Genomic DNA, 21844 nt, shown 5'->3' on the forward strand with positions numbered 1-21844 from the left:
CTGCCGCGGGTTATTCAATAACCAGGCGCTGGGTAAGCGCCTGATGGCCGGTCTGCAGCTTGAGGATGTATACGCCCACGGGCAAGCCGCGCACATCGACGGAGGCGCTGGCGCCGGCTGCCGGTAGCAGCAGCGACTGTCGCCGCACGGGCCGTCCCAGGGCATCAATCAGTACAAGCTCGGCGGATTGAGGTGCATCTAGTGGCAGGCTGACCGTAAACGAGCGATGCGCTGGGTTAGGATAAACCGACAAGTTAGTAGCCATAACAGCTGCGGCGGTAGCCGTAGCGGTGCCCGGCCGAAACTCCAGGCTGAAACGGCCGGGGGCGGTGGTAGTAGGCAGTGTGAATGAGTAGCTGGCCTCTGCCACCAGCTGCTGCTGGCTGCCGGTGAGGGCATCGCGGAACCACACCGTAGTGCCCGCCGCAAAGTTGCTGAGCTGCTCGACGCGCAGGGCATAAGCGCCGGACTGCGGCACGGTTACGGCCAGGGGGACACTCTGGAGAGTGCTGCCCATTGGGGGTAAGCCATTGATGGCAAGCGCCTCGGTTCCCGCCAGCGAAGCCAGTTGGAGCGATACGCCTGGGTTTGTCAGTTTGAAGGCATCGAAGCGGGCATCGGCGCCGGGCGTGGCGCCGGACTCAAAATAGATGACGGCCTGGTCGGGGGTAAGGCCCGCCTGGCTGGTAAGCGCCAGGTGAATTTGTGGGCGCTGGTCGGTGCTGCGCAGCACGTTGGGTGTAGCGGCATCGAAGGTGATGACGCGGTTTGTATTGTCAAAAGCCAGCGTGGCCGGGGCCGAGGTGCGCACGAAAAAGCCCTGGCCCAGCGGCACAATCGGGCTGCCGCCGATGCCATTCTGGTAGCTGCGGTATTGCCCGGCGTAGGGCCCGGTGCTCTGGAATACGTAGATGGCGCTGCCCACCCCGGCTGGCAAACTCACGGTGCGCCAGTCGAGCGGACTGGGGTAGGGGTTGCCCACCAGGTTCCAGCCGGTTTCGAGGGCCGGGCTGGCGGCCGCCGTCAGGCTGCGGTTGATGGCACCGTTGTGCAGCGCGCCGGTGAAATTCAGCGTGCCGCCAGCGGCGATGTTGACGGTGTAGCCGCGGCCGGTTTCGAGCGGCGTAGCCAGGCTCTGGGGCGACTCCCAGCCCCGGTCGAAGGGCGAGTAAGTGGTAGCGGGCGAGGTGGCGATGCGCCGGTCATCATACTGATAAACCGAAGGAAACGGCAGTACATCACCCGGCGTGGCCGAGGTGTTGTAGGCTGGGTTTACCACCGGCGCGCTACCCGCATAGGTCAGGCTGGCAACCGTGGCGTTGCGCGTGGGGGCGGTGAGGTGGCGGTAGCCAAGCCCGGCGTTCAGGCTGGGGTCAATCCAGCGTTGGACGGTGGCCGTGCCATTTACCGCGCCGCCGGTGTTATCTACCAGCGCCGTGCCAGCGGCTGAAGACAGCAGCGTCAGTGTCTGGCTGGCCGGGCTGAGGTTGCCGGTGCGCAGGCGGAGCACCTGGGCCACACTTACTGCCTGGCTCAGGCTGAGGCCGCTGGCATTGCTCACGGTCAGGTTGCGCACGGTGGCGGGCAGGCCCGGGCCGGTAGTCTGGGCCACGGTACCGTTGTAAGTATAGGAAGCGTCAGAACTGAAGCTGCGGGTGCCCGTCAGCTGAATAGCCCCGGTGTTGCCGCTGGCACTCAGGCCCGTCGGGTGACAGATTCCCAGCTCGGCGCCAGGTTGCAGTACGAAGTTGCCGGCGCCGCTTAGTGGCTGGCAGTTAGTATTTAACACCCCGCCGGCCTGCACCGTGAGTGTGCCGGCTACCGACAGCGGCCCGCTCAGTGAAGCCAAACCGCTGTTGGTGATGGTAACGTTGTTGTACTCGCCGGAGATTGTTTGGGCGCTCGATACGACCAGGTTAGGCAAAAGAGCATTGTAAGCCGCCTGGGCCGAGTCGGCGGCTTGCTGCAGCTGGCCCAGGCTGGTAGCGGCCAGCACGGCGAAGGCGATGGTCGTGGAGTCGCCGGGGGCCAGACGAGTCAACTGCGTGCCTACTACCTGCGAAACGTCGGCACCGCTGGGTAGCACCACGCTACTGTGGGCGGTGCCGCTGCTCAAGGTCAAAAACTTCTCGGCCAGCGAGAAGCCATCGGCCAGCCGCACGGGTGTGCCCGCCCCGGCAGCGTTGTTGATGGCATAAGTGGCGGGCTCGCCGCCGCGCAGCAGCCGCACGCCGGCGTAGCTGTTGCTCTGCAGCAGGGCATAGGTATAGCCCAGGTGGCGGGTGGCATCCCAGTCGGCCGCATTGCGGCCCGATTCGTCGGCATTGGGCAGGTCCCAATCCATAAACAAGCCGGCGTAGAGTGGGCGCAAAGTGTCAGCCGTCAGGTTTTTAAGCGAATATTCCAGCAGCACAAAATCGCGCCGCCCAGCCCGGGCCCAGGCGTAGCCGCGCTGCCCTACGCGCACCCCCACCGAGTGAGCCGAAGGGGGCACGGTGTCCTGAAAAGCAGCGCGCATCTCCTGGTCGGCGCGGGGGCCGGGCTGCTGGTGGGTGGCTTGCGTGAGGCGGAAAAACGACTGCCGCGAACTGCCGCCGCTGGAGCGCAGGCGGTCCGACACCCGGTTGGGCGAGGTGGCCAGCAGCAGCCCGCCTTCGCTGAGCAGGCCGGTGCTGCCGCGGTACATGACGCCCGTACCCACGCTGGCATACAGGTCGTCGTAGCCAATGTTGCCGCGGCTGGTGAGGGCCACGCTCAGGTCGCCGGCATTGAGCACTACATAGTCAGGATTGAGGCGAACCTCAAATAGCTGGTCGAGCTGGTAGCCGCCGCTGGCGGTAATTCGGTAGCGCAGCGTTGCTACGCTGTTGAGCGGTACGCCGCTGGTGGCCACGGTGAAGCGGAAGGGGCTGGCCGCATTATCGGCCTGGCCCAGCGTGCCCATACTGCCGATGGCAAATGTGCCCTGCGTCACCGTTACGTAGGGCGAGAGCGAAGTCAGCGTCACCATGAGTCCGCTCACGGGCTGCAGCAGGTTTTGCATGGTAGCCGTCAGGCTCACGGCGTCGCCGAGGTTGTAGGTGGGACGGGCGGGGGTAAAGGTGCTACTCACTACGCGAGCCTCGGTCACGTTGGTGGCCGTCAGGGCCTTTGCCATGTTAAGGCGACCGGTGCCAAGACGGCCCGCAAAGGGTGCGTTGGCGGGCACACCGTAGATGTTGTCGGTGGTCTGGCGCAGCTGGGCGCGAATCTGGGCGGCGGTGTAGGTGGGAAACTGCCGGCGCAGCAGCGCCGCCGCGCCCGCCACCATCGGGGCCGAGAACGAGGTGCCGCCCACGGTGGTGTAGTCGTCGTCGGCCGGCCCGCCGCCGTTGGCGGCGTGGTAGCCGTAAGTGGTGAGGATACTGGTGCCCGGGGCCACCAAATCAACGCGGGGGCTGTAGGTGGCGGCGGTGGTTTTCTGGTCGGTGCTGGTCACGCCCGACACCGACAGCACGTGGTCGTAGGAGGCCGGGTAAAACAGCAGGTTGGCGTTGGTGTTGCCGGCAGCGGCCACCAGCACGGCGTCGCGGTTCACGGCGGCGTAGGTCATCACGTCCTGCTCCAGGGCCGAGTAGCCGCCCACAGCGCCCCAGGCCATCACAATTACCTGGCAGCCGTGGTCGGCGGCATACACAATGGCCTCGATGCCGGCGAAGTGTCCGTTGCTGGTGTTGGGGTAAATATTGAGTGGCAGGAAGCGGCTGTTGTGGCCGGCGCCGGCAATGCCGGGGCCATTGTTGACGGCGGCAGCGGCCACGCCGGCCACCAGCGTACCGTGCACGATGGCCGGGTCGTAGCCGGCGTCGTTATCGTTGTTGGCCAGGTCCCAGCCGGTGAAATTGTCCACGAAGCCATCGCCGTCGTTGTCGATGCCGTCGATGGGGTCAGCGTAATTGTGCTTGAGCTGGGTTTTGAGGTCGAGGTGGGTGAGGCGCACCCCGCCGTCGGTGATGCCGATGACGATGCTACTGTCGCCCTTGTTCACGTCCCAGGCGCGGTAGGCCTTGATTTGCTTGAGGTAGTATTGCCCCGCCGTAAGGCTGGCAACGGTGGAGTCGGCCAGCGGGTCGTTGGGCTGATACATCGGTTTGCGGATGTAGAGCGGCTCCACATACTCGACGGCGCCGGTGGCCAGCAGCACGGCGCGAGCCCGGCTCACTTCCAGTGTATTGGGCACCGTAAGCTGGTAAACGGCCCGCAAATCAACGCTGCCCGGCTGCTTTCGGTCGGGGGCCTGGGCGCGGGGGAATTTCTGCTGCAAGGCACTGGCGCCGAGCTTCTGCAAGGCCGGCTCGATAGCCGCGGGCTGATGACCGGGCTTGAGCTTCAGGGCCAGCCGGCCGGGCACGGTGGGCGGTGCCGCCACTACCCGAAACGGCAAACTTATCAACAGCACCCACAACAGCAACGGCAAGCGTAGCAGATTTTTCATCGAAATAAATGGAAAAGCAAAAAGGACAGTAAATATACCGGAGCCACCCACGCCGGCCCGGTGGCCTCGGTGAAGGCTTCAAATCTCTGGCTGAAACGCAGAAACGCCTCTGCGGGATATTGGTGACCCAACCACAAAAAAGCCCGCTACGAATAGTAACGGGCTTTATATGCCTCATGGCAAACCGGGTGGTTTCTAGTGAGGCTTCAGGTACTTGTAGCCCGGGTTGGCGCGGGCCGTTTTGAATTTTTCCGGGCTGCGCGGGTTCAGGTCTACTATGCCGCCGCCCTTGTTTTCTTTACGGAACTGGGCTTTAGAATTTTTGCCTTTGCTCGACTCAGAGGTGTGGCGGAACGATTTGCGGCTGGCTTTGGAAGCTTTGCCGGGTTTGGTATCGCGGGCTTCGGAGAGGCCGGCGGCTGCCGTTAGGAAAAACACCATCAGCAGCAGGGAAAATATCTTTTTCATGGCGAGAAATGAGTAGGTGAAATAAGCGGAGCGAGGCAGCTCAACCGCTTCACAGCGAATACTCATCAAACGCAGGCGCCCGCCCGGGGGTTGCCGTTTGGCGGCTGAAAGTGCAAAATATTATAAAATATTTCGCAGGTCGTCGCGCAGCATGGTAATGCCCTTGCTAATCTGGCTCCACACGCTGGGCTCGCTGCCATCGGTGGGAGCGGGGGCTTGGCCGAGCTGCTGCACCAGCAGGGCGCGCTTGGCTTCGAGCGAGGCGGCGTGCTGCTCGTGGGTGCTGGGCGAGCCGGCGGCGGTGGCCTGGGCGCGGTTGTGCAGGGTTTTTATCTTGGCATCCAGCTCGTCCAGCGCCTGACGGAGGGCGGTTTCAGATAATTGGGGCGCGCGTTGATGGTCGGGGGTGGGGGTGCTGGCCATAGCGAAAACAAGGAGGATGGGTGAGGAAAGCCGGGGGAATGGCCCGTGCTTTGGGTTTACGCGGGACCGGGAGGGAGGTTCCTGTCGGGCCAGTGCAATGTTACCAACACAAGCGAAACAAAAGGATAATTTCAAGTAAGCCTGCCCCAGGAATGCCCTCAATAGCTTTGTGTAGTTGAATTATCCTCAGAAACTACCATGTTGCGCTATCTACTTCTCACGTACTGGCTGGTAGCTATGCTGGCCACTACTACCCAGGCCCAAACGGCCGCCCTAACGAGCGAAATCGACCTGGGCAGCCCGGAAAGCGCCCCGCCGCAAACCGGCGAAACACCCACTGCCCCCACCGTGCTGCTCACCGCCGACGAGATGCCCACCTTCCCCGGCGGCGACGCGGCGATGCTCAAGTTCCTCAGCAGCCGCCTCAACTACCCCGAGGCGGCCCTCAATCACAGCATTTCCGGCAAAGTCCACGTCACCTTCACCGTCGATGCCGAAGGACACCTGCACGACCCGCGCGTGCTCAAAGGCCTCGGCTACGGCCTCGATGAGGAGGCCATTCGCCTAGTGCGCCTTATGCCCTGGTGGAAGCCCGGCAAGCAGCAGGGCCGCGCCGCCTGGGTGCAGGTGACGATGCCGATTGTGTTCCGGGCATTGTAAAAAGGTGTCAGGTGTTGGGTTTTTGGTATTGAGATTAGTACGTTACCTAACACCTAACACCTAACACCTAACACCTAACACCTAACACCTACTCGCGCCAACGCTGCGGCAGCCCTGCCTCCCGGGCCAGCGGCGCGGCGCCTGACTGCCACAGCGCCGCGAGCACCGTATTGGCCGTGTCGGCCAGCTCCAGGTGGTAGTCTTCGTGCAGCTTGGCGGCTTGTTTCAGGGCCTCGTGGGTGCGCCTGGTGAGGTGTTGGAGCAGGGGCTGGCTGGGGCCGTGCAGGCGGGCTACCAGGGCGGGCTGGTGCTGAAAGACGTTGTGCAGCAGGCGCAAACTTAGTTCGACTTCGCCGAAGGCATCATCCGTGATTTTAGCGTGATAGGTCAGCCGGGCCTGGAGCTGGCGCAGAATAACCAGCAGGTCGTTGGGCGACTGGTGGTAACCGCGCACGGGGTCATCCACGAGAGTGCGCAGCGCGTGGCGGCGGGTGGCCAGGGCCTCGGGGCCTTCGAGCAGGCGGTAGGCGAGTTGTTCCACCAGCACGGCATCCTGGGCTACGAGGCGGGTCAGGAGCTGGTCTTTTTCCTTTGGCGGCAGCTGGAGCAGGGCGCGGCGCAGGTCGGGGGAGAGGGCGGGCATGAAAGCAAATTACTCGGAGTAAGCTGGGTGGTGCCGACGCCGGTAGAAGGGAGTGCGGCTGTAATCGTTGGGGGCAATGGTGATGGCGTAAAATGTTGTATTGCCTTTCCGATGGTCAATCCAATATTTTTTTACGTTCTCGCGGTTCATCAGGTCCAGCGTAAATATAAGCTGTTCGTAACGAGCCCGGGGCGTGAAATGCACGCGTACCCCGCCGCTGTGCCAGGTGTCGGCCACCATGTTACGAACGGCTGTCGTCAATCGCAGCTGTTCGCGACGGTTAGCCGCCGGGTCGCTGCTGAAGTAGCTGTTGTGCCAGGGCCGAAACCGTTCCAGCTGATAACGGCTGAGCAGCTGCGAAGGCGCGCGAAAGTCCCATTCATCGTCAGGGTGCAGTAAGGGCATCTTTAGTTGCAGCACTGATTGGAGACGCAAGACATGCGGCGAAGCCAACAGTCCCAGGCAGCTCACCAGCACGCCTCCCGCCAGCGCCAGCAGCCCCGGCGGCAACAACAACCGCCGCCGGTGCCGGCGCGGCAGGTACAAAGCGGCGGTGAGAGTAGCCATAGGAGAGCAGGATGGATGGTAGCAGACAACGCTGCCCGAGACTGCTTATTGCCATGGAATAAGTCGGGCAGCGCTGCCCAAGCTACGGCCCGCTTTAATTGCGCTTTTTCGGCGCGGGCTTGCTGCCAGCATAAGCAATGCGGTAAATCACCCCGTTATCGTCGTCGCTCACCAGCAGCGAGCCGTCGGGGTGCTGCACGATGCTGCAGGGGCGACCGAACTCCGACTTGTCGCCCTCCACCAGGAAGCCGGTCACAAAATCCTCGAACCGCTCGGGCTGGCCCTGGGCGTTGCAGTGAATGCGCACGATTTTGTAGCCCGCCGGCTGGGCGCGGTTCCAGGAGCCGTGCATGGTGGCGAAGGCATCGTTGCGGTAGTCGGCAGGCAGGGCGGCCGAGCGGTTGAACACCAGCCCCAGCGGGGCCGAGTGGGCTTTGTAGAGCAGCAGCGGGCGCACGCACTTGGCGTCGAACTCGGCGTAGCTTTCGCCGCTCTTGGGCTTGTTGGCGGGGTAGGGCTGGCCGTCGGCGATGATGGAGGGCCAGCCGTAATTGGCGCCCTCGCGAATCTGGTTCAGTTCCTCCATCTGGGCCTCGTCGCCGAGCCAGTCGATGCCGTGGTCGAGGCCGAACAGCTGGCCCGTGGCCGGGTGCCAGTCGAAGCCGATGGTGTTGCGCAGGCCGCGGGCAAACACGCGCCGACCGGAGCCGTCGGGCTTGAGCTGCAAGAGGGTGGCGTTTTCGGGGTTGTCTTCGTCGCAGGCGTTGCAGGTGCTGCCCACCGAGAGGTAGAGCAGCCCGTCGGGGCCAAACTGCAGGGTCCGGTTGGCGTGCTGGCCGGCGTCGGGCAGGTCTTTGTAAAGGGTTTTGAGCTCGCCCAGCGTGCCGTCGGGCTTCACGTCGGCCACGTACACTTCGCGGATGGCGGCTAGGTAGAGCTTGCCATCCTTCAGGGCCAGGCCGTGGAGGTGCGGGCGCTGGGTTACCTGCTTGATGAGCTCGGCTTTACCGTCCTTGTTGGCATCGCGCAGCAGCGTCACGGTTCCCTTCACGCGGTTGCTCACGTAGAGGTCGCCGTTGGGGGCCAGGGCCAGCATGCGGGGCATATCGAGGCCCTCGGCGAAGGGGCTGATGGTGAAGCCGGCCGGCACCTTCAGGCTGGCGATGCGCTCGGGCGTAGCGGGCAGCTTTTTGGGTAAATAAATGTTGCCCTGCATGTGAAAGGGCGTGGCCTCGGGCGGCACGTTCTGGGCGTGGGCGAGGCAGGGGAGGAGAGCGGCAAGGAGAGTAGCGCGGAGGAACATAAAGGCTGGAAAAGAGGAGCCTGTTCTACCGGAAGCGGGCCAGCAGGGTTGCAGAACGACCAACTCCCCTCCTGCCAAGGAGGGGATGTTTCAGCGCAGCTGAAACGGGGGTGGTTAGGCCGCCCGCGCCGTCAGCACGACGCAGTAGCTTCTTCGCAAGTCCTGCCGACGCCTAACCACCCCAGCCGGGCCTGCGGCCCGGCGTCTCCTCCTTGAAAAGGAGGGGAGTTGGTCATTCTATTCCTCGTCTTCACGGCGCTCGGCAGGCCGCTCGCTGGGCTCGATAAACGTCAGGTTGTACGTCAGGGCCAGGCGGAAGCCGTTGTTGAACTCGTACACCGGCAGGCCGGTAACCTTATCGGCGCCGCCATGCAGCCAAATCTGGTTGAGGTACTGCAGCTCTACCTTGAAGTCGCGGTCGAACTGGTAGCCCAGGCCCACCGCCACGCGGTTCTGGTTGAAGGAATTGGCGCCCACGTTGCGGCCGAAATTGAGAAACACCTCCTCGAAAGCCGAGGCAAACCACTCATTGTCATCCAGCGTGGGGCCCTGCAGCGGGAACGTGAACCCGAGCTGGTAGCGAATCCGGTTTTGTCGGCTCCACACGGCCTCGTTGCCGAGCGGGCCGCTGGCCCCCGGGATGCCCACGTAGCGCTGCTCGAGGCGCAGGCGGTGGCTGAGCAGCAGGTAGCCCACGGCGTCGCTCAGAATGACGTCCTCATAAAAGCGGTGCTCGGGAAAGGTGCCCTGGGCGGCGATGGGGTGGTCGCCATAGGGGTCGGTTACGCAGTAGGCGTAGCCGCCCCCGATTTTCAGGCGCGGCATAGGTTTGAAGTACAAGCCACCGCGCAGCAGCCACTGCTGCCAGTCGGCCACGAAGCGCGTGCGCCGGGCCTGGTACTCGGTATGCACTTCCCACTGCGAGCCCAGCTTATGGTCGCCCTGGTATACAAACCAGCCGATGGAATTAAAATCGGACACGATGGGCCGGGACGTTTGAGCGCGGGCGCTGAAGCTCAGGATGAGGAAAAAGAATAGGGCCAGCGCGAAGTGGTGGGGCGAACCGAAGTTCGGCCTACGCCAATTCCGTGCGGGGATTCTAACATCTGCCCGGCCTTTGCCGTTGAGCCAATCCGTGCTGTTTGTAGTTTGTGCTAATGCCATTTCGTTACCTGATTTTAGGGCTGAACCTGGGGCTGTCGTTGCGCCTTTCGGCCCAAACGCGGCCCGTTGCCGATACTGTTCGTAGCGTAAAGCTAGCCGATGCCACCGTAGTGGGCTACGGCCAGCAGTTGCCTCTGCGCCGCACCGCCGCCGCCGTGGGCGTCCTTGATGCCCGCGTCATCGAAGGCTTCAACCAAGCCTCGCTCACCCAGGCCGTGAACACCCTGCCCGGGGTGCGGCTGGAGGAGCGGGCCACGGCCAGCTACCGCCTCAGCGTGCGCGGCAGCACATTGCGCTCACCCTTCGGGGTGCGCAATGTGAAGGTGTACTACAATGATTTACCCTTCACCGAAGCCAGCGGCAGCACCCCGCTCAACCTGCTCGACCCCGCTACCATCGGCCGCCTCGAAGTCATTAAAGGCCCGGCGGCCAGCGTGTACGGCGCGGGCACCGGCGGGGCCGTGCTGCTCAGCACCCGCCGCCCCGCGCCGGGCCAGACCGGGGCCCAGGCCGGCTTCACGGTGGGCAGCTTTGGGCTGCGGCGCTACTCGGTGGCGGCCGAAAGCGGGGGCGCCCACAGCAGCTGGCGCGCCCAGTACGTGCGCCAGGACCTCGACGGCTACCGCCAGCAAAGCGCCCTGCGCCGCGAAACTGCCATTCTCGACGGCGAGCTGAACCCCAGCGACAAGCAGACGTTCAGCCTGCACCTGCTCTACACCGACCTCGACTACCAGCTGCCCGGCGGCCTCACCCGCCCGCAGTTTGAGCAGGACCCGCGGCAGGCGCGGCCGGGCACCGCCGCCGCGCCCGGCACCGTGGCCCAGCGGGCGGCCTACCGCTCGCGCACCGTCCTGCTGGGCGGCAGCCACGAGTACCGCTTCACACCGCGCTTCAGCAACAAAACCACCGTGTACACTTCCGGCAGCATCGTGCGCACGCCTTACCTGGTCGATTTTGAGCGTAACGCGCTGCTGGGCCTAGGCGGGCGCAGTGTGTTCAACTACCAAACCATGCTGGCGGGCCGGGTGCTACGGCTGGCCGCCGGCGTGGAGCTGCAAAGCAGCTTCGAAAGCGCCCGCAACTACACCAACCAAGCCGGCACGCCCGGCCCCCTGCGCTACGACGACGAAATCCAAACCGGCACCGGTTTCGGCTTCGCGCAGGCCGACTGGGAGCTGCCCGCCGGGTGGCTGCTCACCGCTGGCGCCAGCTACAACCGCCTGGCCTACCGCATCAACCGCGTGGCCGATGCCACCCAGCCCGGGGGCTACCGCCTCACCCGGGAGTTCCGGCCCGAAGTATCGCCCCGGCTGGCCGTGCTCAAGGAAATTACGCCCAATGTTTCGGCTTACGCTAGCGTGAGCACCGGCTTCTCCCCGCCCACCGAGGAGGAAATCCGCCCCTCCGATGGCAGCCTCAACCCCGATTTGCAGGCCGAGCGCGGCATCAGCTACGAGCTGGGAACCCGGGGCCAGCTGCTGGGCCAGCGCCTGCGTTTCGACGTGGCAATCTACGATTTGGAGCTGCGCAATACCATCGTCACGCGTAGCAATGCGCAGGGCACAGCGCTGTTTTACAACACCGGCGCCACGCGGCAGCTCGGGGCCGAGGCGGCCGTCAGCGGCTGGCTGTGGCAGCCCCATGCGGTCGATGCCAGTGCAACGAACGCCCCCGGCCTGCGCGCTTGGGCTAGCTACGCCTATAACCATTACCGCTTTCGCACCTACCAGCCGGGCGACACCGATTACAGCGGCAACCGCCTCACTGGCACCGCACCGCACACGCTCAGCGCCGGGCTCGATTTCAACACCGCTCCAGGCTTCTACCTCAACCCCGCGCTGGCTCACCAGGCCCGGTTGCCGCTCAACGACGCCAACACCGCCTACGCCGCCGGCTACTGGACCTTCGCCACGCGGGCGGGCTGGCGCCATACTCTGCACCACCTGACGCTGGACGTATTTGCCGGTATCGAAAACGCCACCGACCGCCGCTACAGCCTCGGTAATGACCTCAATGCCTTCGGCGGACGCTACTTCCAGCCCGCGCCGGGCCGCAATTACTACGGGGGGCTGAGCCTGGGTTGGCGCTAAGCAGCGTCGTTCGGACTGGCTTGGGCTGCGGGCTCCTCCACTCCAGCCGCCACAGCGAGCGGAGCTTTAAACCAAAACTTGAAGAACACCAGCATGCCGCTTAGCGCCAGCGTAGTGGAGTTGGCAATAATGACCGGCAGGTCGTGCCGCCGCAGGCCGTAAATAAGCCACAGCAGGGCCGCCGACGAGATGAGTAGCAGCATGGGCAGCGCCAAGCCAGCAGCTGATTTTGACTTCCAGGTTTGCCACACCTGCGGGGCGTAGGCAATAGTAGAAAGCGTAGCGGCGACCAGGCCGATGATGGAATCCAGCAATAGAATAAGGGTCAGTGGGAAGAAAGGCCGCTTGCCTGGCTCAGCCAGCAACGGTACTCCGGCAAACGATAATTGTGCCGTTACTGTTCGGGTTTGATTGGTAAAATAATGATAGTTAAAGTTTTATTACAGGTTTGGCAGGTGCTTCCGGGCTAGCCCGGAGATGAAAATACGGGGTGGCACGGATTGACGGCGGGTAAGCCGGGCAAATACCTTTGTCGTGTTCCCAAGGCAGACTTAAAGCTTCGGATAGTCGGATGCCAATAGTTTGCTGAGTGCGCAGTCTTCAACACCATTTTTTTCCAACTCCGTCATGAAACACGTTTTCCCAACTCTCCTCTCGCTGGCCGTGCTGGCTGGTATTCCGCTCGCTTCGCAGGCTTCCGGCTCTGGGAGCGAAGGCGGCTCGGTGGGCCTCACGGCTCCCAAAACCATTAAGGCCAAATCGGTTGCCGATGGTCCTTTCGGTGAAGGCACCAACGTGCTAAACCTGGGCATCGGCTTCGGGGCAGTGTATAGCTACGCCGGCACGGTCGATGCCTCGCCGGCGTTCAGCGCTTCGTTTGAGCACGGTTTCAAACAGGTAGGCCCCGGCGTAATCGGTATTGGCGGCCTGGTGGGCTACCAGAGCACCAGCTCCGACCTGGGGTACGGCACCAAATTCAAGTCGTCGGACCTGGCCATTGCGGTGCGTGGCGCCTATCACTACCCCGTCACCGACGCTTTTGATGCCTATGCGGGGCTCGGGCTGGGTTTTCGCTCTATTTCCTACGAGGTGGAAGGCAGCTCGTCGTTGATTGCCGTGGCCGACTACAAAGGCTTCTACTCCGGCTACTTCATCGGTGGCCGCTATTTCTTCACAGACAAAATCGGCGCCTTCGGCGAGCTGGGCTACGACCAGGCGCTGCTCAAAGTGGGCCTGTCGGTGAAGTTCTAAACGCGGATTTTCCTTTACGCAAAAGGCCCTCCGCTGTGCAGCGGAGGGCCTTTTGCGTACTATCTGAATGTATTACTGCAGTTCCGGCAGCGTGTAGTTATTGTCGCTCGGGTCGGTAAGCTCGCGGGGCAGGTTTTCGTCGCTGGCGGGGGCGGGGCCGGTTTTAGTCATGGCCTCGGTGTCCATGCGCAGGGAGTCGTCCATTTGGTCGGCGTCCTGCTGGCCGTCGTTTTCAGGGTCGAGCGTCTGGCCGTGGGTGGTGGCGTCGAGCATGGGCGTCGAGGCCCCGTCTTCGCGGTTGTTTTCGGCGGCGGGGTCGGGCTGTTGGGTAGCCATAAGAATCGGATAGAAAAAAGGTTACGGGTTGGTTTTGTCGATGTCGACGCCGGGGGCGGCCGGGTCGTGGCCGCTGCCGTAGCGCGGGTCGTCGTCGGCCCAGGCGGCGCGCTGCACGTCGGCGTCTTTATCCTGGGCGGCGCGCACGGCGGCGGGGTCCTGGTTTTGCTCTACGTGGCCGGGCTGCTCCTGGGGGTCGGCGGCTTCGGCTTCGGGCGAGTAGTCCTCGGTGCCGGTGCGGGTAGGCTTGCGAAACTCGCTGAATTCGTCGGGATTGTCGTTGTGGCCGCTGTTGTTGGCCGGGGCCGCATTGGTGGGCTGGGCGTGGCCGAAGTCGCCGTACTGCGGCGTATCGGTCGTTTTGGACGTCGGGTGAGCTTGCTCGGCGCGGGCCTGCTGGTCGGCCGGGCGCTGGTCAGATGATTGGGTGGTGCTCATGAGGAAGGGAAATGAAAGAAAAAACATTCGGGCGCTGCCCGGTTTTGTGCTTACGCAGTTAGGCGCGGCCGGTTGTTCGGGCCGCGCTGCCCGGTTTATTTCTCTTCAATCCCATGGCTATCCAACACAACCCCACCGACCAGGAATTCACCACCACCCGCGACAGATACGACGCCGAGCTGGCCTACGCCCGGCCCGCCGATGGTGTCATCGACTTCACCCACACCTACGTAGATGAAAATCTGCGTGGCCAGGGCGTAGCTGAAGAGCTGGCCCGCACCGCGCTGGCCTACGCCCGCGAGCATCACCTGAAAGTGCGCACTACCTGCAAGTTTATGGCCGGCTTCGTCAAGCGCCACCACGACGAGTACGCTGACCTGCTGGCCTAAGCCGCCAGCCGCTGCTCCTTGCAGCGGGTCAGTATCGACTTCGTGCACAGCGTTGTATACAATAAAATACAGCGCTGTGCTATTAGGGGAAATCTGTGCTTTTTTCTGATTTGTTTCTCTTGCTGAGCTTAGTCGTTGATTGTTTGGCCATCAGCAAGCTAGTCGGCGAGTGGCAAAACTATCCGGCTTATTTAGAATCTTTAAAAACATCAAAAATTTCGGCTGGTCGTAGCAAATAACAGTCCTCACCAAGCTTCATTGGTTGGCTGTCCTTTCAACTCATCTACTGCCTGCATGAGCACCGTTATCCAAAAACCGCTCGACCACCAGCCGCCGAGCCTGCCGCCCACCCAGTCCGTCCGGCTCACCATCAACAGCCAGGAAAGCCACTTCACCGTAGCCCCCTGGACCACTCTGCTCGACGCCCTGCGCGAGCACCTCGACCTCACCGGCACCAAAAAAGGCTGCGACCACGGTCAGTGCGGGGCCTGCACGGTGCTCATTGATGGCAAGCGCATTAACTCCTGCCTCACTCTGGCCGTGATGCGCGACGGGGCCGACATCACCACTATTGAGGGCCTGGGTACGCCCGAAAACCTGAGCCCGCTGCAACAAGCTTTCATTGACCACGACGCCTTCCAGTGCGGCTACTGCACGCCGGGCCAGATTTGCTCGGCCCAGGGCCTTCTTAACGAAGGCAAGGCCAAAACCGAAGCCGAAGTGCGTGAGCTGATGAGCGGCAACCTCTGCCGCTGCGGCGCTTACCCCAACATCCTGTCGGCCATCATGGAAGTGATGGATAAAGACGGGCTGATAATGGACACCAAAGAGTGGTCGGCTGGCGGCGCCAAGCCTGAAATGGACCCCATCAACTCATAATTCATAACTCGTAATTAGTAACTGAGCTTATGAACAGCTTCACCTACGCCCGCCCCGACGATATCACCGAGGCCCTGCGCGAAAAGTCCATTCAGGTGGAAACCACGAAGTTCATTGCCGGCGGCACCAACCTGCTCGACCTGATGAAGGAAAACGTGGAGCGCCCCACCCGCCTCATCGACCTCAACCGCCTGCCGCTAAGCCAAATCGAGGAGCTACCCGACGGCAGCCTGCGCCTCGGCGCCCTCGCCACGAACGCCGATACGGCCTACCACCCCGAGGTGCAAAGCCGCTATCCGCTGCTCAACCAGGCTATTCTGGCTGGGGCCAGCCCGCAGCTGCGCAACATGGCTACCGACGGCGGCAACCTGCTGCAACGCACCCGCTGCTACTACTTCTACGACCTCGCCACGCCCTGCAACAAGCGCGAGCCCGGGACTGGATGCTCGGCCATCGGCGGCTACAACCGTATCCATGCCATCCTGGGCGCCAGCGCCGAGTGCATTGCCACCCACCCGTCGGATATGTGCGTGGCCCTGGCCGCGCTGGGCGCCACCGTGCAGGTGAGCCACCCCACCGGCGAGCGCAGCATTCCGTTCGAGGACTTCCACCGCCTGCCCGGCAACACCCCCCACCTCGACAACAACCTGACGCCCGGTGAGCTCATCACCAGCATCGACCTGCCCGCCAAAGGCTTCGAGAAGAATTTCTCATACCTCAAGCTACGCGACCGCAGCTCCTACGCCTTCGCCCTCATCTCGGTAGCCGCCGCGCTGGAGCTGGACGGCGACCGCATCACCGACGCCCGCCTAGCACTCGGCGGCGTGGCCCACAAGCCCTGGCGCGACCAGGAAGCCGAGGCCCTGCTGATAGGCCAGCCCGCCACGTCCGACACTTTCCGCCGCGCCGCCGCCAAAGTGGTGGAGGGCGCACAAGGTCAGGGTAGCAACGACTTCAAGATTGAGCTGGCCAAGCGCGCTATCGTGCGGGCGCTGAAGCAGGCGGCTGAGATGTCGGAGGAAGTGAATGTGAACGTTTTTCAAAACTCTAACCCGTAAACCTCACCCCCGGCCCCTCTCCTGCGGAGAGGGGAGCCAGTTCTGCGCATTATCGCGTCGTTTGGCTCCCCCTCTCCGCGGGAGAGGGGGCCGGGGGAGGTTGCCCCGCAAGCAGCTATTATGATGACCACCGACTACATCGGCAAACCCACCAACCGCGTCGACGGCCCGGCCAAGGTGGCCGGCACGGCCAAGTACGCCGCCGAGTTCAACGTGCCAAACCTGCTCTACGGCTACGTGGTAAGCAGCCCCATTGCCAAGGGTAAAATCACGAAAATCAACGCCGAAGAAGTGTTGGCGCTGCCCGGCGTGCATAAAGTTTTCTCCCACGAAAACGTGCCCTCGCTGGCCTGGTTTGACCGCAGCTACAAGGACGACGTGGCTCCCGGCGGCTCGCCCTTCCGCCCGCTGCACTCGGCCGAGGTGAAGTACAGCCAGCAGCCGGTGGCACTGGTGGTAGCCGACACCTTCGAACTGGCCCGCTACGCCGCCTCGGTGCTCGAAATCGAGTATGAGCAGACTGCTCACGAAACCGACCTCAGCAAGCATATCGACGACGCCCGCGAGCCCGGCGGCGGCAAAACCGGCTATAAGCCGCCCAAGTCGCGCGGCAACTTCGGCCGCGGCTGGGAGCAGGGCGTGGCGAAGGTGGAAGCTAACTTCCAGCACGGCGCCCAGCACCACAACCCCATGGAAAACTTCGCCACCACGGTGGAGTGGCTGGGTGATAAGAGCCTGAACGTGTACGACAAAACGCAGGGTGCCTTCAATTCGCAGCAGTACATCATGAAGGTGTTCGGGCTGAGCAAGGACCAGGCCCGCGTTATTTCAAAGTACACCGGCGGCGGCTTCGGCTCGGGGCTGCGGCCGCAATACCAGCTGTTTCTGGCCGTGCTGGCCTCGCTGGAGCTGGAGCGCTCGGTGCGGGTGTCGCTCACGCGGCAGCAGATGTTCAGCTTCGGTCACCGGCCCCACACGTTGCAGCACGTGGCGCTAGCCACCAACGCCGACGGCTCACTCTCAGGCATCAATCACTTCGCCGTGGCCGAAACCTCGCAGTTCGAGGATTTTACCGAGAACGTGGTGGGCTGGTCGGGCATGATCTACGACTGCAAAAACGTGAAGCTGGGCTACCGCCTGAGCAAACTCGACGTGTACACGCCCCTCGACATGCGCGCCCCCGGCGCGGCCTCGGGCTCCATCGCCCTCGAAATTGCGATGGACGAAATGGCTGAAGCCGCCGGCCTCGACCCGGTAGAATTCCGCCTGCGCAACTATGCCGACTACGACCAGGAGCAGAACCTGCCCTTCAGCAGCAAGAAGCTGCGCGACTGCTACCACGAGGGCGCTACCAAATTTGGCTGGGCCAACCGCAACCCCGCCCCCCGCTCTATGCGCCAGGGCAACCGCCTCATCGGTTGGGGCATGGCCGGCGGCATCTGGGACTCGGCCACCCAGCCCGCCCAGGCCAAAGCCAGCCTCGACGCCGACGGTCACCTGCGCGTGCAAAGCGGCTCGAACGACATCGGCACCGGCACCTACACCATCATGACGCAAATCGCGGCTGAGACGCTGGGCCTGCCCATCGAGGCCGTTACCTTCGAGCTCGGCGACACGCTCATGCCCGAGGCCCCCGTGCAAGGCGGCTCCTGGACGGCCTCATCCGTCGGCACCGCCGTGCGCAAAGCCTGCCAGGCATTGGGCGAAAAACTCCTGAAACAGGCCCAGAAAATGGACGAATCCGCTTTCGCCGACGCCACCATCGACGACGTGCAGTTCGTGAACGGCCAGCTGCGCCTGCGCACCGACCCCGACCAGGCCGTAGTGTTGCGCGACCTCGTGCAGGCCAGCGGCGAGCCCCGCCTCGAAGCCGAAAACTCGAAGCTGCCCGGGATGCTGGGCATGCTGAAACCCGCCCAATACTCCATGCACGCCCACAACGCCGTGTTCGTGGAAGTGCAGGTGGATGAGGAACTGGGCACCATCCACGTCACCCGCGTGGTGAACGCCGTGGCGGCAGGACGCATCCTCAACCCCAAAACCGCCCGCAGCCAGGTGCTGGGCTCCGTGGTGTGGGGCATCAGCATGGCCCTGATGGAAGAATCGGTGATGGACCACCGCTTCGGCCGCTACATGAACCACAACTACGCCGAGTACCACATCCCCGTCAACGCCGACATCCACGACATCGACGTCATCTTCGTGCATGAGGAAGACGACAAAGTGAACGAGCTAGGCGTGAAAGGCATCGGCGAAGTCGGCCTGCTGGGCGTGGCCGCAGCTATTTCCAATGCGGTGTACCATGCTACCGGTAAGCGGGTGCGCGATATGCCGGTGATGATTGATAAGCTGTTGTAAGGTAGTAACTGGCTGGAAACAGAAGCGCCCCGAGACTCTGTAGTTTCGGGGCGCTTCTGCTTGGTATATTATTCTGCGTCGTCGTTTATTCTGCGCCGCAATTGCTCGATGTCAGTTAAATCCTTGGGACGTGCGGCAGCTTCTTTATCGGCTATTAAATCCTCGAAATCAATAAAGGGAATCGACACGCCGCCTAACTCTATTATTTCTCTTCTCGAAAAAGCTGGCCCAAAGCGGAGGTCGGCTTTTATCTCTGGCAACAGGTCAAGGGTAAAGTGCTCAAACTCGTATTTGAAAAAGGATTTGCGAGGGTTAGGCGACTGCTCGTTTTTGTATTTCGAAATGTCCTGGCCTAAATCAGCTAGTGCCTCCAGCAGCTTGAAATAGTTTGAATAAGTTGGACTGTACCAGATATCCAAATCGGGCCTGTCGGTAGGCACTCCAGCCATTGTAATTGAATGCCGGAAGTAACCATAATAAGCAACCGCAGTACCACCTACAATTAGGTAGTCAACGTGGCGGCTATTTAACGTCCGACTAACGTTGACTATGCTTTCGATTAGCTTATTGCTTGCGAGCATTCTTTTGTTTTTGCTGTCGAAGCGCGTGAAGGATGCTGGCGGCTTGCTGAACTTCCAAACTTAATTTCTCTCGCTCTGTTGGTTCGGCCGTAGCAATATTCTCGGCCCGCTTCAAAGCGTTGAAGCTGGAGTATTTAGTGAGCTTACTCATAATACAGATACTAAGCGAGGCTAAACAAACTATTAAAGCGAAAAATGTCAGTCCACCGACAGCTTCAAGTGCTTCCCAAAACCCTCCCGCACAATCCGCATCAATGTCGAAAGGCGGATGTCGCTGGCGTTGTTCTCAATGCGGGAGATGTACGTTTTGGTTGTACCACATTTGGCCGCTAGCTGCTCCTGGGTCATGTTGTTTTCCTTGCGCATCTCCTGTAGCATGGCGCCTAGCTTGAAAACTTCGTATCCTTCCTCAAAGGTTTCGCGGGCGGTGGTGCGCCGGGCTCCATAGTGCTGTTCCACAAATTCGTCAAGGGCAACCAGCTTGTTGGGCTTTGTATGCATGGTATTGTTTTCTGAGCCGTTCGGCGCGTTCGATTTCGTTGGCGGGTGTTTTCTGGGTTTTATTCTGAAATACCGTAAACTTTCAGACTGCAAACCTGGCCTTTGAAATCAACCACCGTGCGAAGTTAGCTAAACGGATAACAATTGACAAGCGACGTCAGTTGCCCATCCACCCAAAAACGCCCCGAAACCGCAAGGCTTCGGGGCGTTTCGCTGCGCGGCTGACGAGACGCGCCGGGCCGCTAAAACGCAGCCGCAAACTCCTGGGCGAAGTCTTCCAGCTTCACCTGGCCCAGGGTGGGCTTGTGCTGCTTGTAGTCTTCAGACAGCCTGCCGGTGCGGATGCTGGCGTAGATGTCCACGATTTCCTGGGCGCGGTCGGCGGGCAGGCCGTGCTGGGTCAGGTTGTGCTGCATCTGCTCGTCGGTGAGGGCGCGCCAGGGGAGGGTGGGGCGGCCGATGGCGGCGCCCAGCGCGGCGGCTACTTCGTCGGCGGTGCGCTCGTCGCTGGCCACGTAGCGCACGCGCAGGCCGGGGGCGGTGGCAGGGCGGGTCAGCTCTTCGGCGGCGGCAGTGGCAATGTCGCGCTGGTGTACGAAGGCCACCCGGGTGCTGCCAGGGTAGTTTACGCCGATGGCGCCGACAGCTTTAATCATGCCGATGAAGCTGAACATGTTGCTGTAAAAGGAAGTGGGGCGCAGGCGCGTAAGGTCGAGGCCGGGCACCTGGGCCAGGATTTCCTCAACGTCGTGCGTGCCGATGATACCGCCGCTGCCTTCGGTCAGGTGCGCGCCCCAACTGCTGAGCTGCACCACGCGCCGCACGCCGGCCTGCTGCACGGCCTGGGCGTAGATGTACCCGAGGCGGCGGTGGTAGGCCCGCGAATCGGCGACGGTGAAATTGGGCGGCACCATCAGGTACACGGCATCGGCCCCGGCGAAGGTGGCGGCCAGAAAGGCGGCATCATCGACCGAGCCGATGGCGGCGGTGGCGCCGAGGGCTTCGATGGCCTGCTGCTTGTCCGGCTTGCTGCTGATGACGGTGACGGTGTGGCCCTGCTGTACGAGCTGTTGGGCCAGCGGGAGGCTGATGTTCCCGAGGGAACCGGTGAGGATGATTTTCATGCTGCAAAATTCCGGCTGACGTTGGGGGCCTGGAAGAGCCAATGAGCGGAGGAATTGGGCAAAAGGGCGGATACCGAGTGGTAGGCCGAATTCCCCGCAGGGGTTCGTCCTACCACTCTGGCGTTGTTATAACTACGCTAACGACAAAGTGGTAGGACGAACCCCTGCGGGGAATTCGGCCTACCACTTACTTCCGCTGCCGGTACGCCGCTGCCGGTACGCCGCCGGCGACACGCCCGTATTATTCTTGAAAAACCGCCCGAAGCCCGACTGGTCAGCAAAGTGCAACAAGTCAGCCGTCTGCGCCACGGTCAACGCGGGATTGTGCAGCAATACTTTGGCTTCCAGAATTACTGATTCAGCAATCCACTCCACGGCCCGCTTGCCGGTGGCTTCTTTCACCGTTTCAGCGAGGTGTTTGGGCGTGATACACAGATGGGTAGCATAGAAAGCCAGGCCGCGCTCGCGGGCGGCGTGGCGGTTGACCAGTTGCTTAAACTGCGTAGCCAGGGCTTGGCTGCGAGTGGATGCAGCCGGCGTGCTGTCGGCCGATTGGGAATAAATAGCCGCCGTTTCGTGTAGCAGAATGTGTAGCAGACTGCGTAAAATCTCGGTGCGGTAGGCGTGCGGCATCGCGGCTTTTTCCTGAATGTTGTGCAATAGTGCGGTCAGCGTCGCAGCCTGGGCCGGCGAAACGGCCCATACATGCCGGGCATCGTTGTCGAAAAACGCAAATCGGGCCGGGTCGGGCCCGCCGTTGGCGGCCACGAAATCGCGGGTGAAAAAGACGCTCAGCGACTCGTGGTCGTCGGCCATAAACTGCCACTGCTTGATGGCTGATGGCGGCAGCGCCATCAGGCTGCCGGGCCCAAGGTCGTAGGTGTCGAGGTTGACACTGAGCTGGGCGCGGCCCTGCAGAAACAGCCCGATTTTATAGTAACCACTGCGGTAGGGTGCCGCAAGGGGCAGGTGTGGGCGCTCCGACTCCGGGCCTAAAAAAAAGAACTCGGCTGGCTGCCCATCGGGCTCAGTAAAAACATTTAGCTGATACGTGGGGATAGAATTAGGCATAACCGGTCGACGGATTAAGTTGCCAAGCTACGACGGCCCGCGCTCAACCCTGCCCCGCTCCCGGGC

The 21844-nt window shown here is 62.5% G+C and carries 22 protein-coding genes; 7 read left to right on the forward strand and 15 right to left on the reverse strand.

Going from position 1 to position 21844, the window contains the following annotated elements:
* Nucleotides 1-10: 10 nt before the first annotated feature.
* The 3 genes from Q5H93_RS23685 to Q5H93_RS23695 all read right to left on the reverse strand — a co-directional run bounded on the left by Q5H93_RS23685 (nucleotide 11) and on the right by Q5H93_RS23695 (nucleotide 5365).
* On the reverse strand, nucleotides 11-4474 hold the full coding sequence (locus Q5H93_RS23685) for a S8/S53 family peptidase (RefSeq protein WP_305009217.1): 4464 nt from the start codon (nucleotides 4472-4474) through the stop codon (nucleotides 11-13).
* Nucleotides 4475-4669: 195 nt separating this feature from the next.
* Nucleotides 4670-4942, reverse strand: coding sequence for a hypothetical protein (locus Q5H93_RS23690; protein WP_305009218.1), 273 nt, complete (start codon nucleotides 4940-4942; stop codon nucleotides 4670-4672).
* 120 nt (nucleotides 4943-5062) lie between these two features.
* Nucleotides 5063-5365, reverse strand: coding sequence for a hypothetical protein (locus Q5H93_RS23695; protein WP_305009219.1), 303 nt, complete (start codon nucleotides 5363-5365; stop codon nucleotides 5063-5065).
* A gap of 198 nt (nucleotides 5366-5563) precedes the next feature.
* Between Q5H93_RS23695 and Q5H93_RS23700 the strand changes: the two genes are divergently transcribed.
* Nucleotides 5564-6025 (forward strand): energy transducer TonB, encoded by a 462-nt coding sequence (locus Q5H93_RS23700; RefSeq protein ID WP_305009220.1) that lies wholly within the window; start codon nucleotides 5564-5566, stop codon nucleotides 6023-6025.
* Nucleotides 6026-6113: 88 nt separating this feature from the next.
* Here the strand turns inward: Q5H93_RS23700 and Q5H93_RS23705 are convergent, their stop codons facing one another.
* The 4 genes from Q5H93_RS23705 to Q5H93_RS23720 form a co-directional block, all read right to left on the reverse strand.
* On the reverse strand, nucleotides 6114-6668 hold the full coding sequence (locus Q5H93_RS23705; protein WP_305009221.1) for a hypothetical protein: 555 nt from the start codon (nucleotides 6666-6668) through the stop codon (nucleotides 6114-6116).
* A gap of 9 nt (nucleotides 6669-6677) precedes the next feature.
* Nucleotides 6678-7235 carry a hypothetical protein gene (locus Q5H93_RS23710; RefSeq protein ID WP_305009222.1) on the reverse strand — a complete coding sequence of 186 codons (558 nt, stop codon included), beginning with the start codon at nucleotides 7233-7235 and terminating at the stop codon, nucleotides 6678-6680.
* A 94-nt stretch (nucleotides 7236-7329) separates the two neighbouring features.
* Nucleotides 7330-8538 carry a PQQ-dependent sugar dehydrogenase gene (locus tag Q5H93_RS23715; RefSeq protein ID WP_305009223.1) on the reverse strand — a complete coding sequence of 403 codons (1209 nt, stop codon included), beginning with the start codon at nucleotides 8536-8538 and terminating at the stop codon, nucleotides 7330-7332.
* A 237-nt stretch (nucleotides 8539-8775) separates the two neighbouring features.
* Nucleotides 8776-9519, reverse strand: a complete 744-nt coding sequence (locus Q5H93_RS23720) for a DUF2490 domain-containing protein (RefSeq protein WP_305009224.1) — start codon at nucleotides 9517-9519, stop codon at nucleotides 8776-8778.
* Between the two features lie 176 nt (nucleotides 9520-9695).
* Between Q5H93_RS23720 and Q5H93_RS23725 the strand changes: the two genes are divergently transcribed.
* Nucleotides 9696-11792: a TonB-dependent receptor family protein gene (locus Q5H93_RS23725; protein WP_305009225.1), complete on the forward strand. Its 2097-nt coding sequence runs from the start codon at nucleotides 9696-9698 to the stop codon at nucleotides 11790-11792.
* On the opposite strand, the gene Q5H93_RS23730 is transcribed toward Q5H93_RS23725, so the two are convergent.
* Nucleotides 11789-12106, reverse strand: a complete 318-nt coding sequence (locus tag Q5H93_RS23730) for a SemiSWEET family sugar transporter (protein WP_305009226.1) — start codon at nucleotides 12104-12106, stop codon at nucleotides 11789-11791. The genes Q5H93_RS23725 and Q5H93_RS23730 overlap by 4 nt on opposite strands.
* 313 nt (nucleotides 12107-12419) lie before the next feature.
* On the opposite strand from Q5H93_RS23730, the gene Q5H93_RS23735 reads away from it, so the two are divergent.
* Nucleotides 12420-13043 (forward strand): hypothetical protein, encoded by a 624-nt coding sequence (locus Q5H93_RS23735; RefSeq protein ID WP_305009227.1) that lies wholly within the window; start codon nucleotides 12420-12422, stop codon nucleotides 13041-13043.
* Nucleotides 13044-13115: 72 nt separating this feature from the next.
* Here the strand turns inward: Q5H93_RS23735 and Q5H93_RS23740 are convergent, their stop codons facing one another.
* Nucleotides 13116-13379: a hypothetical protein gene (locus Q5H93_RS23740; RefSeq protein ID WP_305009228.1), complete on the reverse strand. Its 264-nt coding sequence runs from the start codon at nucleotides 13377-13379 to the stop codon at nucleotides 13116-13118.
* A gap of 21 nt (nucleotides 13380-13400) precedes the next feature.
* Nucleotides 13401-13817 (reverse strand): hypothetical protein, encoded by a 417-nt coding sequence (locus tag Q5H93_RS23745; RefSeq protein WP_305009229.1) that lies wholly within the window; start codon nucleotides 13815-13817, stop codon nucleotides 13401-13403.
* Nucleotides 13818-13930: 113 nt separating this feature from the next.
* On the opposite strand from Q5H93_RS23745, the gene Q5H93_RS23750 reads away from it, so the two are divergent.
* The 4 genes from Q5H93_RS23750 to Q5H93_RS23765 all read left to right on the forward strand — a co-directional run bounded on the left by Q5H93_RS23750 (nucleotide 13931) and on the right by Q5H93_RS23765 (nucleotide 18501).
* Complete coding sequence (locus tag Q5H93_RS23750) at nucleotides 13931-14206, forward strand: GNAT family N-acetyltransferase (RefSeq protein ID WP_305009230.1); 276 nt, start codon at nucleotides 13931-13933, stop codon at nucleotides 14204-14206.
* Nucleotides 14207-14500: 294 nt separating this feature from the next.
* Nucleotides 14501-15085: a (2Fe-2S)-binding protein gene (locus tag Q5H93_RS23755; RefSeq protein WP_305009231.1), complete on the forward strand. Its 585-nt coding sequence runs from the start codon at nucleotides 14501-14503 to the stop codon at nucleotides 15083-15085.
* A gap of 29 nt (nucleotides 15086-15114) precedes the next feature.
* Nucleotides 15115-16143: an FAD binding domain-containing protein gene (locus Q5H93_RS23760; protein WP_305009232.1), complete on the forward strand. Its 1029-nt coding sequence runs from the start codon at nucleotides 15115-15117 to the stop codon at nucleotides 16141-16143.
* 120 nt (nucleotides 16144-16263) lie between these two features.
* Nucleotides 16264-18501: a xanthine dehydrogenase family protein molybdopterin-binding subunit gene (locus Q5H93_RS23765; protein WP_305009233.1), complete on the forward strand. Its 2238-nt coding sequence runs from the start codon at nucleotides 16264-16266 to the stop codon at nucleotides 18499-18501.
* A gap of 68 nt (nucleotides 18502-18569) precedes the next feature.
* Here Q5H93_RS23765 and Q5H93_RS23770 read toward each other — a convergent pair whose 3' ends face one another.
* The 5 genes from Q5H93_RS23770 to Q5H93_RS23790 form a co-directional block, all read right to left on the reverse strand.
* Complete coding sequence (locus tag Q5H93_RS23770) at nucleotides 18570-19082, reverse strand: hypothetical protein (RefSeq protein WP_305009234.1); 513 nt, start codon at nucleotides 19080-19082, stop codon at nucleotides 18570-18572.
* Entirely contained in the window at nucleotides 19066-19233 is a 168-nt protein-coding gene (locus tag Q5H93_RS23775; RefSeq protein WP_305009235.1) for a hypothetical protein, read from the reverse strand. Before Q5H93_RS23775 ends, Q5H93_RS23770 begins: the two co-directional genes overlap by 17 nt.
* A gap of 47 nt (nucleotides 19234-19280) precedes the next feature.
* Entirely contained in the window at nucleotides 19281-19583 is a 303-nt protein-coding gene (locus tag Q5H93_RS23780) for a helix-turn-helix domain-containing protein (RefSeq protein WP_305009236.1), read from the reverse strand.
* Nucleotides 19584-19825: 242 nt separating this feature from the next.
* On the reverse strand, nucleotides 19826-20707 hold the full coding sequence (locus Q5H93_RS23785; RefSeq protein WP_305009237.1) for an NAD(P)H-binding protein: 882 nt from the start codon (nucleotides 20705-20707) through the stop codon (nucleotides 19826-19828).
* A 180-nt stretch (nucleotides 20708-20887) separates the two neighbouring features.
* Entirely contained in the window at nucleotides 20888-21778 is an 891-nt protein-coding gene (locus Q5H93_RS23790) for a helix-turn-helix domain-containing protein (RefSeq protein WP_305009238.1), read from the reverse strand.
* Between the last annotated feature and the right edge of the window lie 66 nt (nucleotides 21779-21844).

The organism is Hymenobacter aranciens, from assembly GCF_030580865.1.
Taxonomy (GTDB): Bacteria; Bacteroidota; Bacteroidia; order Cytophagales; family Hymenobacteraceae; genus Hymenobacter; species Hymenobacter aranciens.

Bases quoted from the DNA above. Each gene is read 5' to 3' on its own strand.
- Q5H93_RS23685 (WP_305009217.1), bottom strand. From the start codon at position 4,474: ATGAAAAATCTGCTACGCTTGCCGTTGCTGTTGTGGGTGCTGTTGATA.
- Q5H93_RS23690 (WP_305009218.1), bottom strand. From the start codon at position 4,942: ATGAAAAAGATATTTTCCCTGCTGCTGATGGTGTTTTTCCTAACGGCA.
- Q5H93_RS23695 (WP_305009219.1), bottom strand. From the start codon at position 5,365: ATGGCCAGCACCCCCACCCCCGACCATCAACGCGCGCCCCAATTATCT.
- Q5H93_RS23700 (WP_305009220.1), top strand. From the start codon at position 5,564: ATGTTGCGCTATCTACTTCTCACGTACTGGCTGGTAGCTATGCTGGCC.
- Q5H93_RS23705 (WP_305009221.1), bottom strand. From the start codon at position 6,668: ATGCCCGCCCTCTCCCCCGACCTGCGCCGCGCCCTGCTCCAGCTGCCG.
- Q5H93_RS23710 (WP_305009222.1), bottom strand. From the start codon at position 7,235: ATGGCTACTCTCACCGCCGCTTTGTACCTGCCGCGCCGGCACCGGCGG.
- Q5H93_RS23715 (WP_305009223.1), bottom strand. From the start codon at position 8,538: ATGTTCCTCCGCGCTACTCTCCTTGCCGCTCTCCTCCCCTGCCTCGCC.
- Q5H93_RS23725 (WP_305009225.1), top strand. From the start codon at position 9,696: ATGCCATTTCGTTACCTGATTTTAGGGCTGAACCTGGGGCTGTCGTTG.
- Q5H93_RS23735 (WP_305009227.1), top strand. From the start codon at position 12,420: ATGAAACACGTTTTCCCAACTCTCCTCTCGCTGGCCGTGCTGGCTGGT.
- Q5H93_RS23740 (WP_305009228.1), bottom strand. From the start codon at position 13,379: ATGGCTACCCAACAGCCCGACCCCGCCGCCGAAAACAACCGCGAAGAC.
- Q5H93_RS23745 (WP_305009229.1), bottom strand. From the start codon at position 13,817: ATGAGCACCACCCAATCATCTGACCAGCGCCCGGCCGACCAGCAGGCC.
- Q5H93_RS23750 (WP_305009230.1), top strand. From the start codon at position 13,931: ATGGCTATCCAACACAACCCCACCGACCAGGAATTCACCACCACCCGC.
- Q5H93_RS23755 (WP_305009231.1), top strand. From the start codon at position 14,501: ATGAGCACCGTTATCCAAAAACCGCTCGACCACCAGCCGCCGAGCCTG.
- Q5H93_RS23760 (WP_305009232.1), top strand. From the start codon at position 15,115: ATGAACAGCTTCACCTACGCCCGCCCCGACGATATCACCGAGGCCCTG.
- Q5H93_RS23765 (WP_305009233.1), top strand. From the start codon at position 16,264: ATGATGACCACCGACTACATCGGCAAACCCACCAACCGCGTCGACGGC.
- Q5H93_RS23770 (WP_305009234.1), bottom strand. From the start codon at position 19,082: ATGCTCGCAAGCAATAAGCTAATCGAAAGCATAGTCAACGTTAGTCGG.
- Q5H93_RS23775 (WP_305009235.1), bottom strand. From the start codon at position 19,233: ATGAGTAAGCTCACTAAATACTCCAGCTTCAACGCTTTGAAGCGGGCC.
- Q5H93_RS23780 (WP_305009236.1), bottom strand. From the start codon at position 19,583: ATGCATACAAAGCCCAACAAGCTGGTTGCCCTTGACGAATTTGTGGAA.
- Q5H93_RS23785 (WP_305009237.1), bottom strand. From the start codon at position 20,707: ATGAAAATCATCCTCACCGGTTCCCTCGGGAACATCAGCCTCCCGCTG.
- Q5H93_RS23790 (WP_305009238.1), bottom strand. From the start codon at position 21,778: ATGCCTAATTCTATCCCCACGTATCAGCTAAATGTTTTTACTGAGCCC.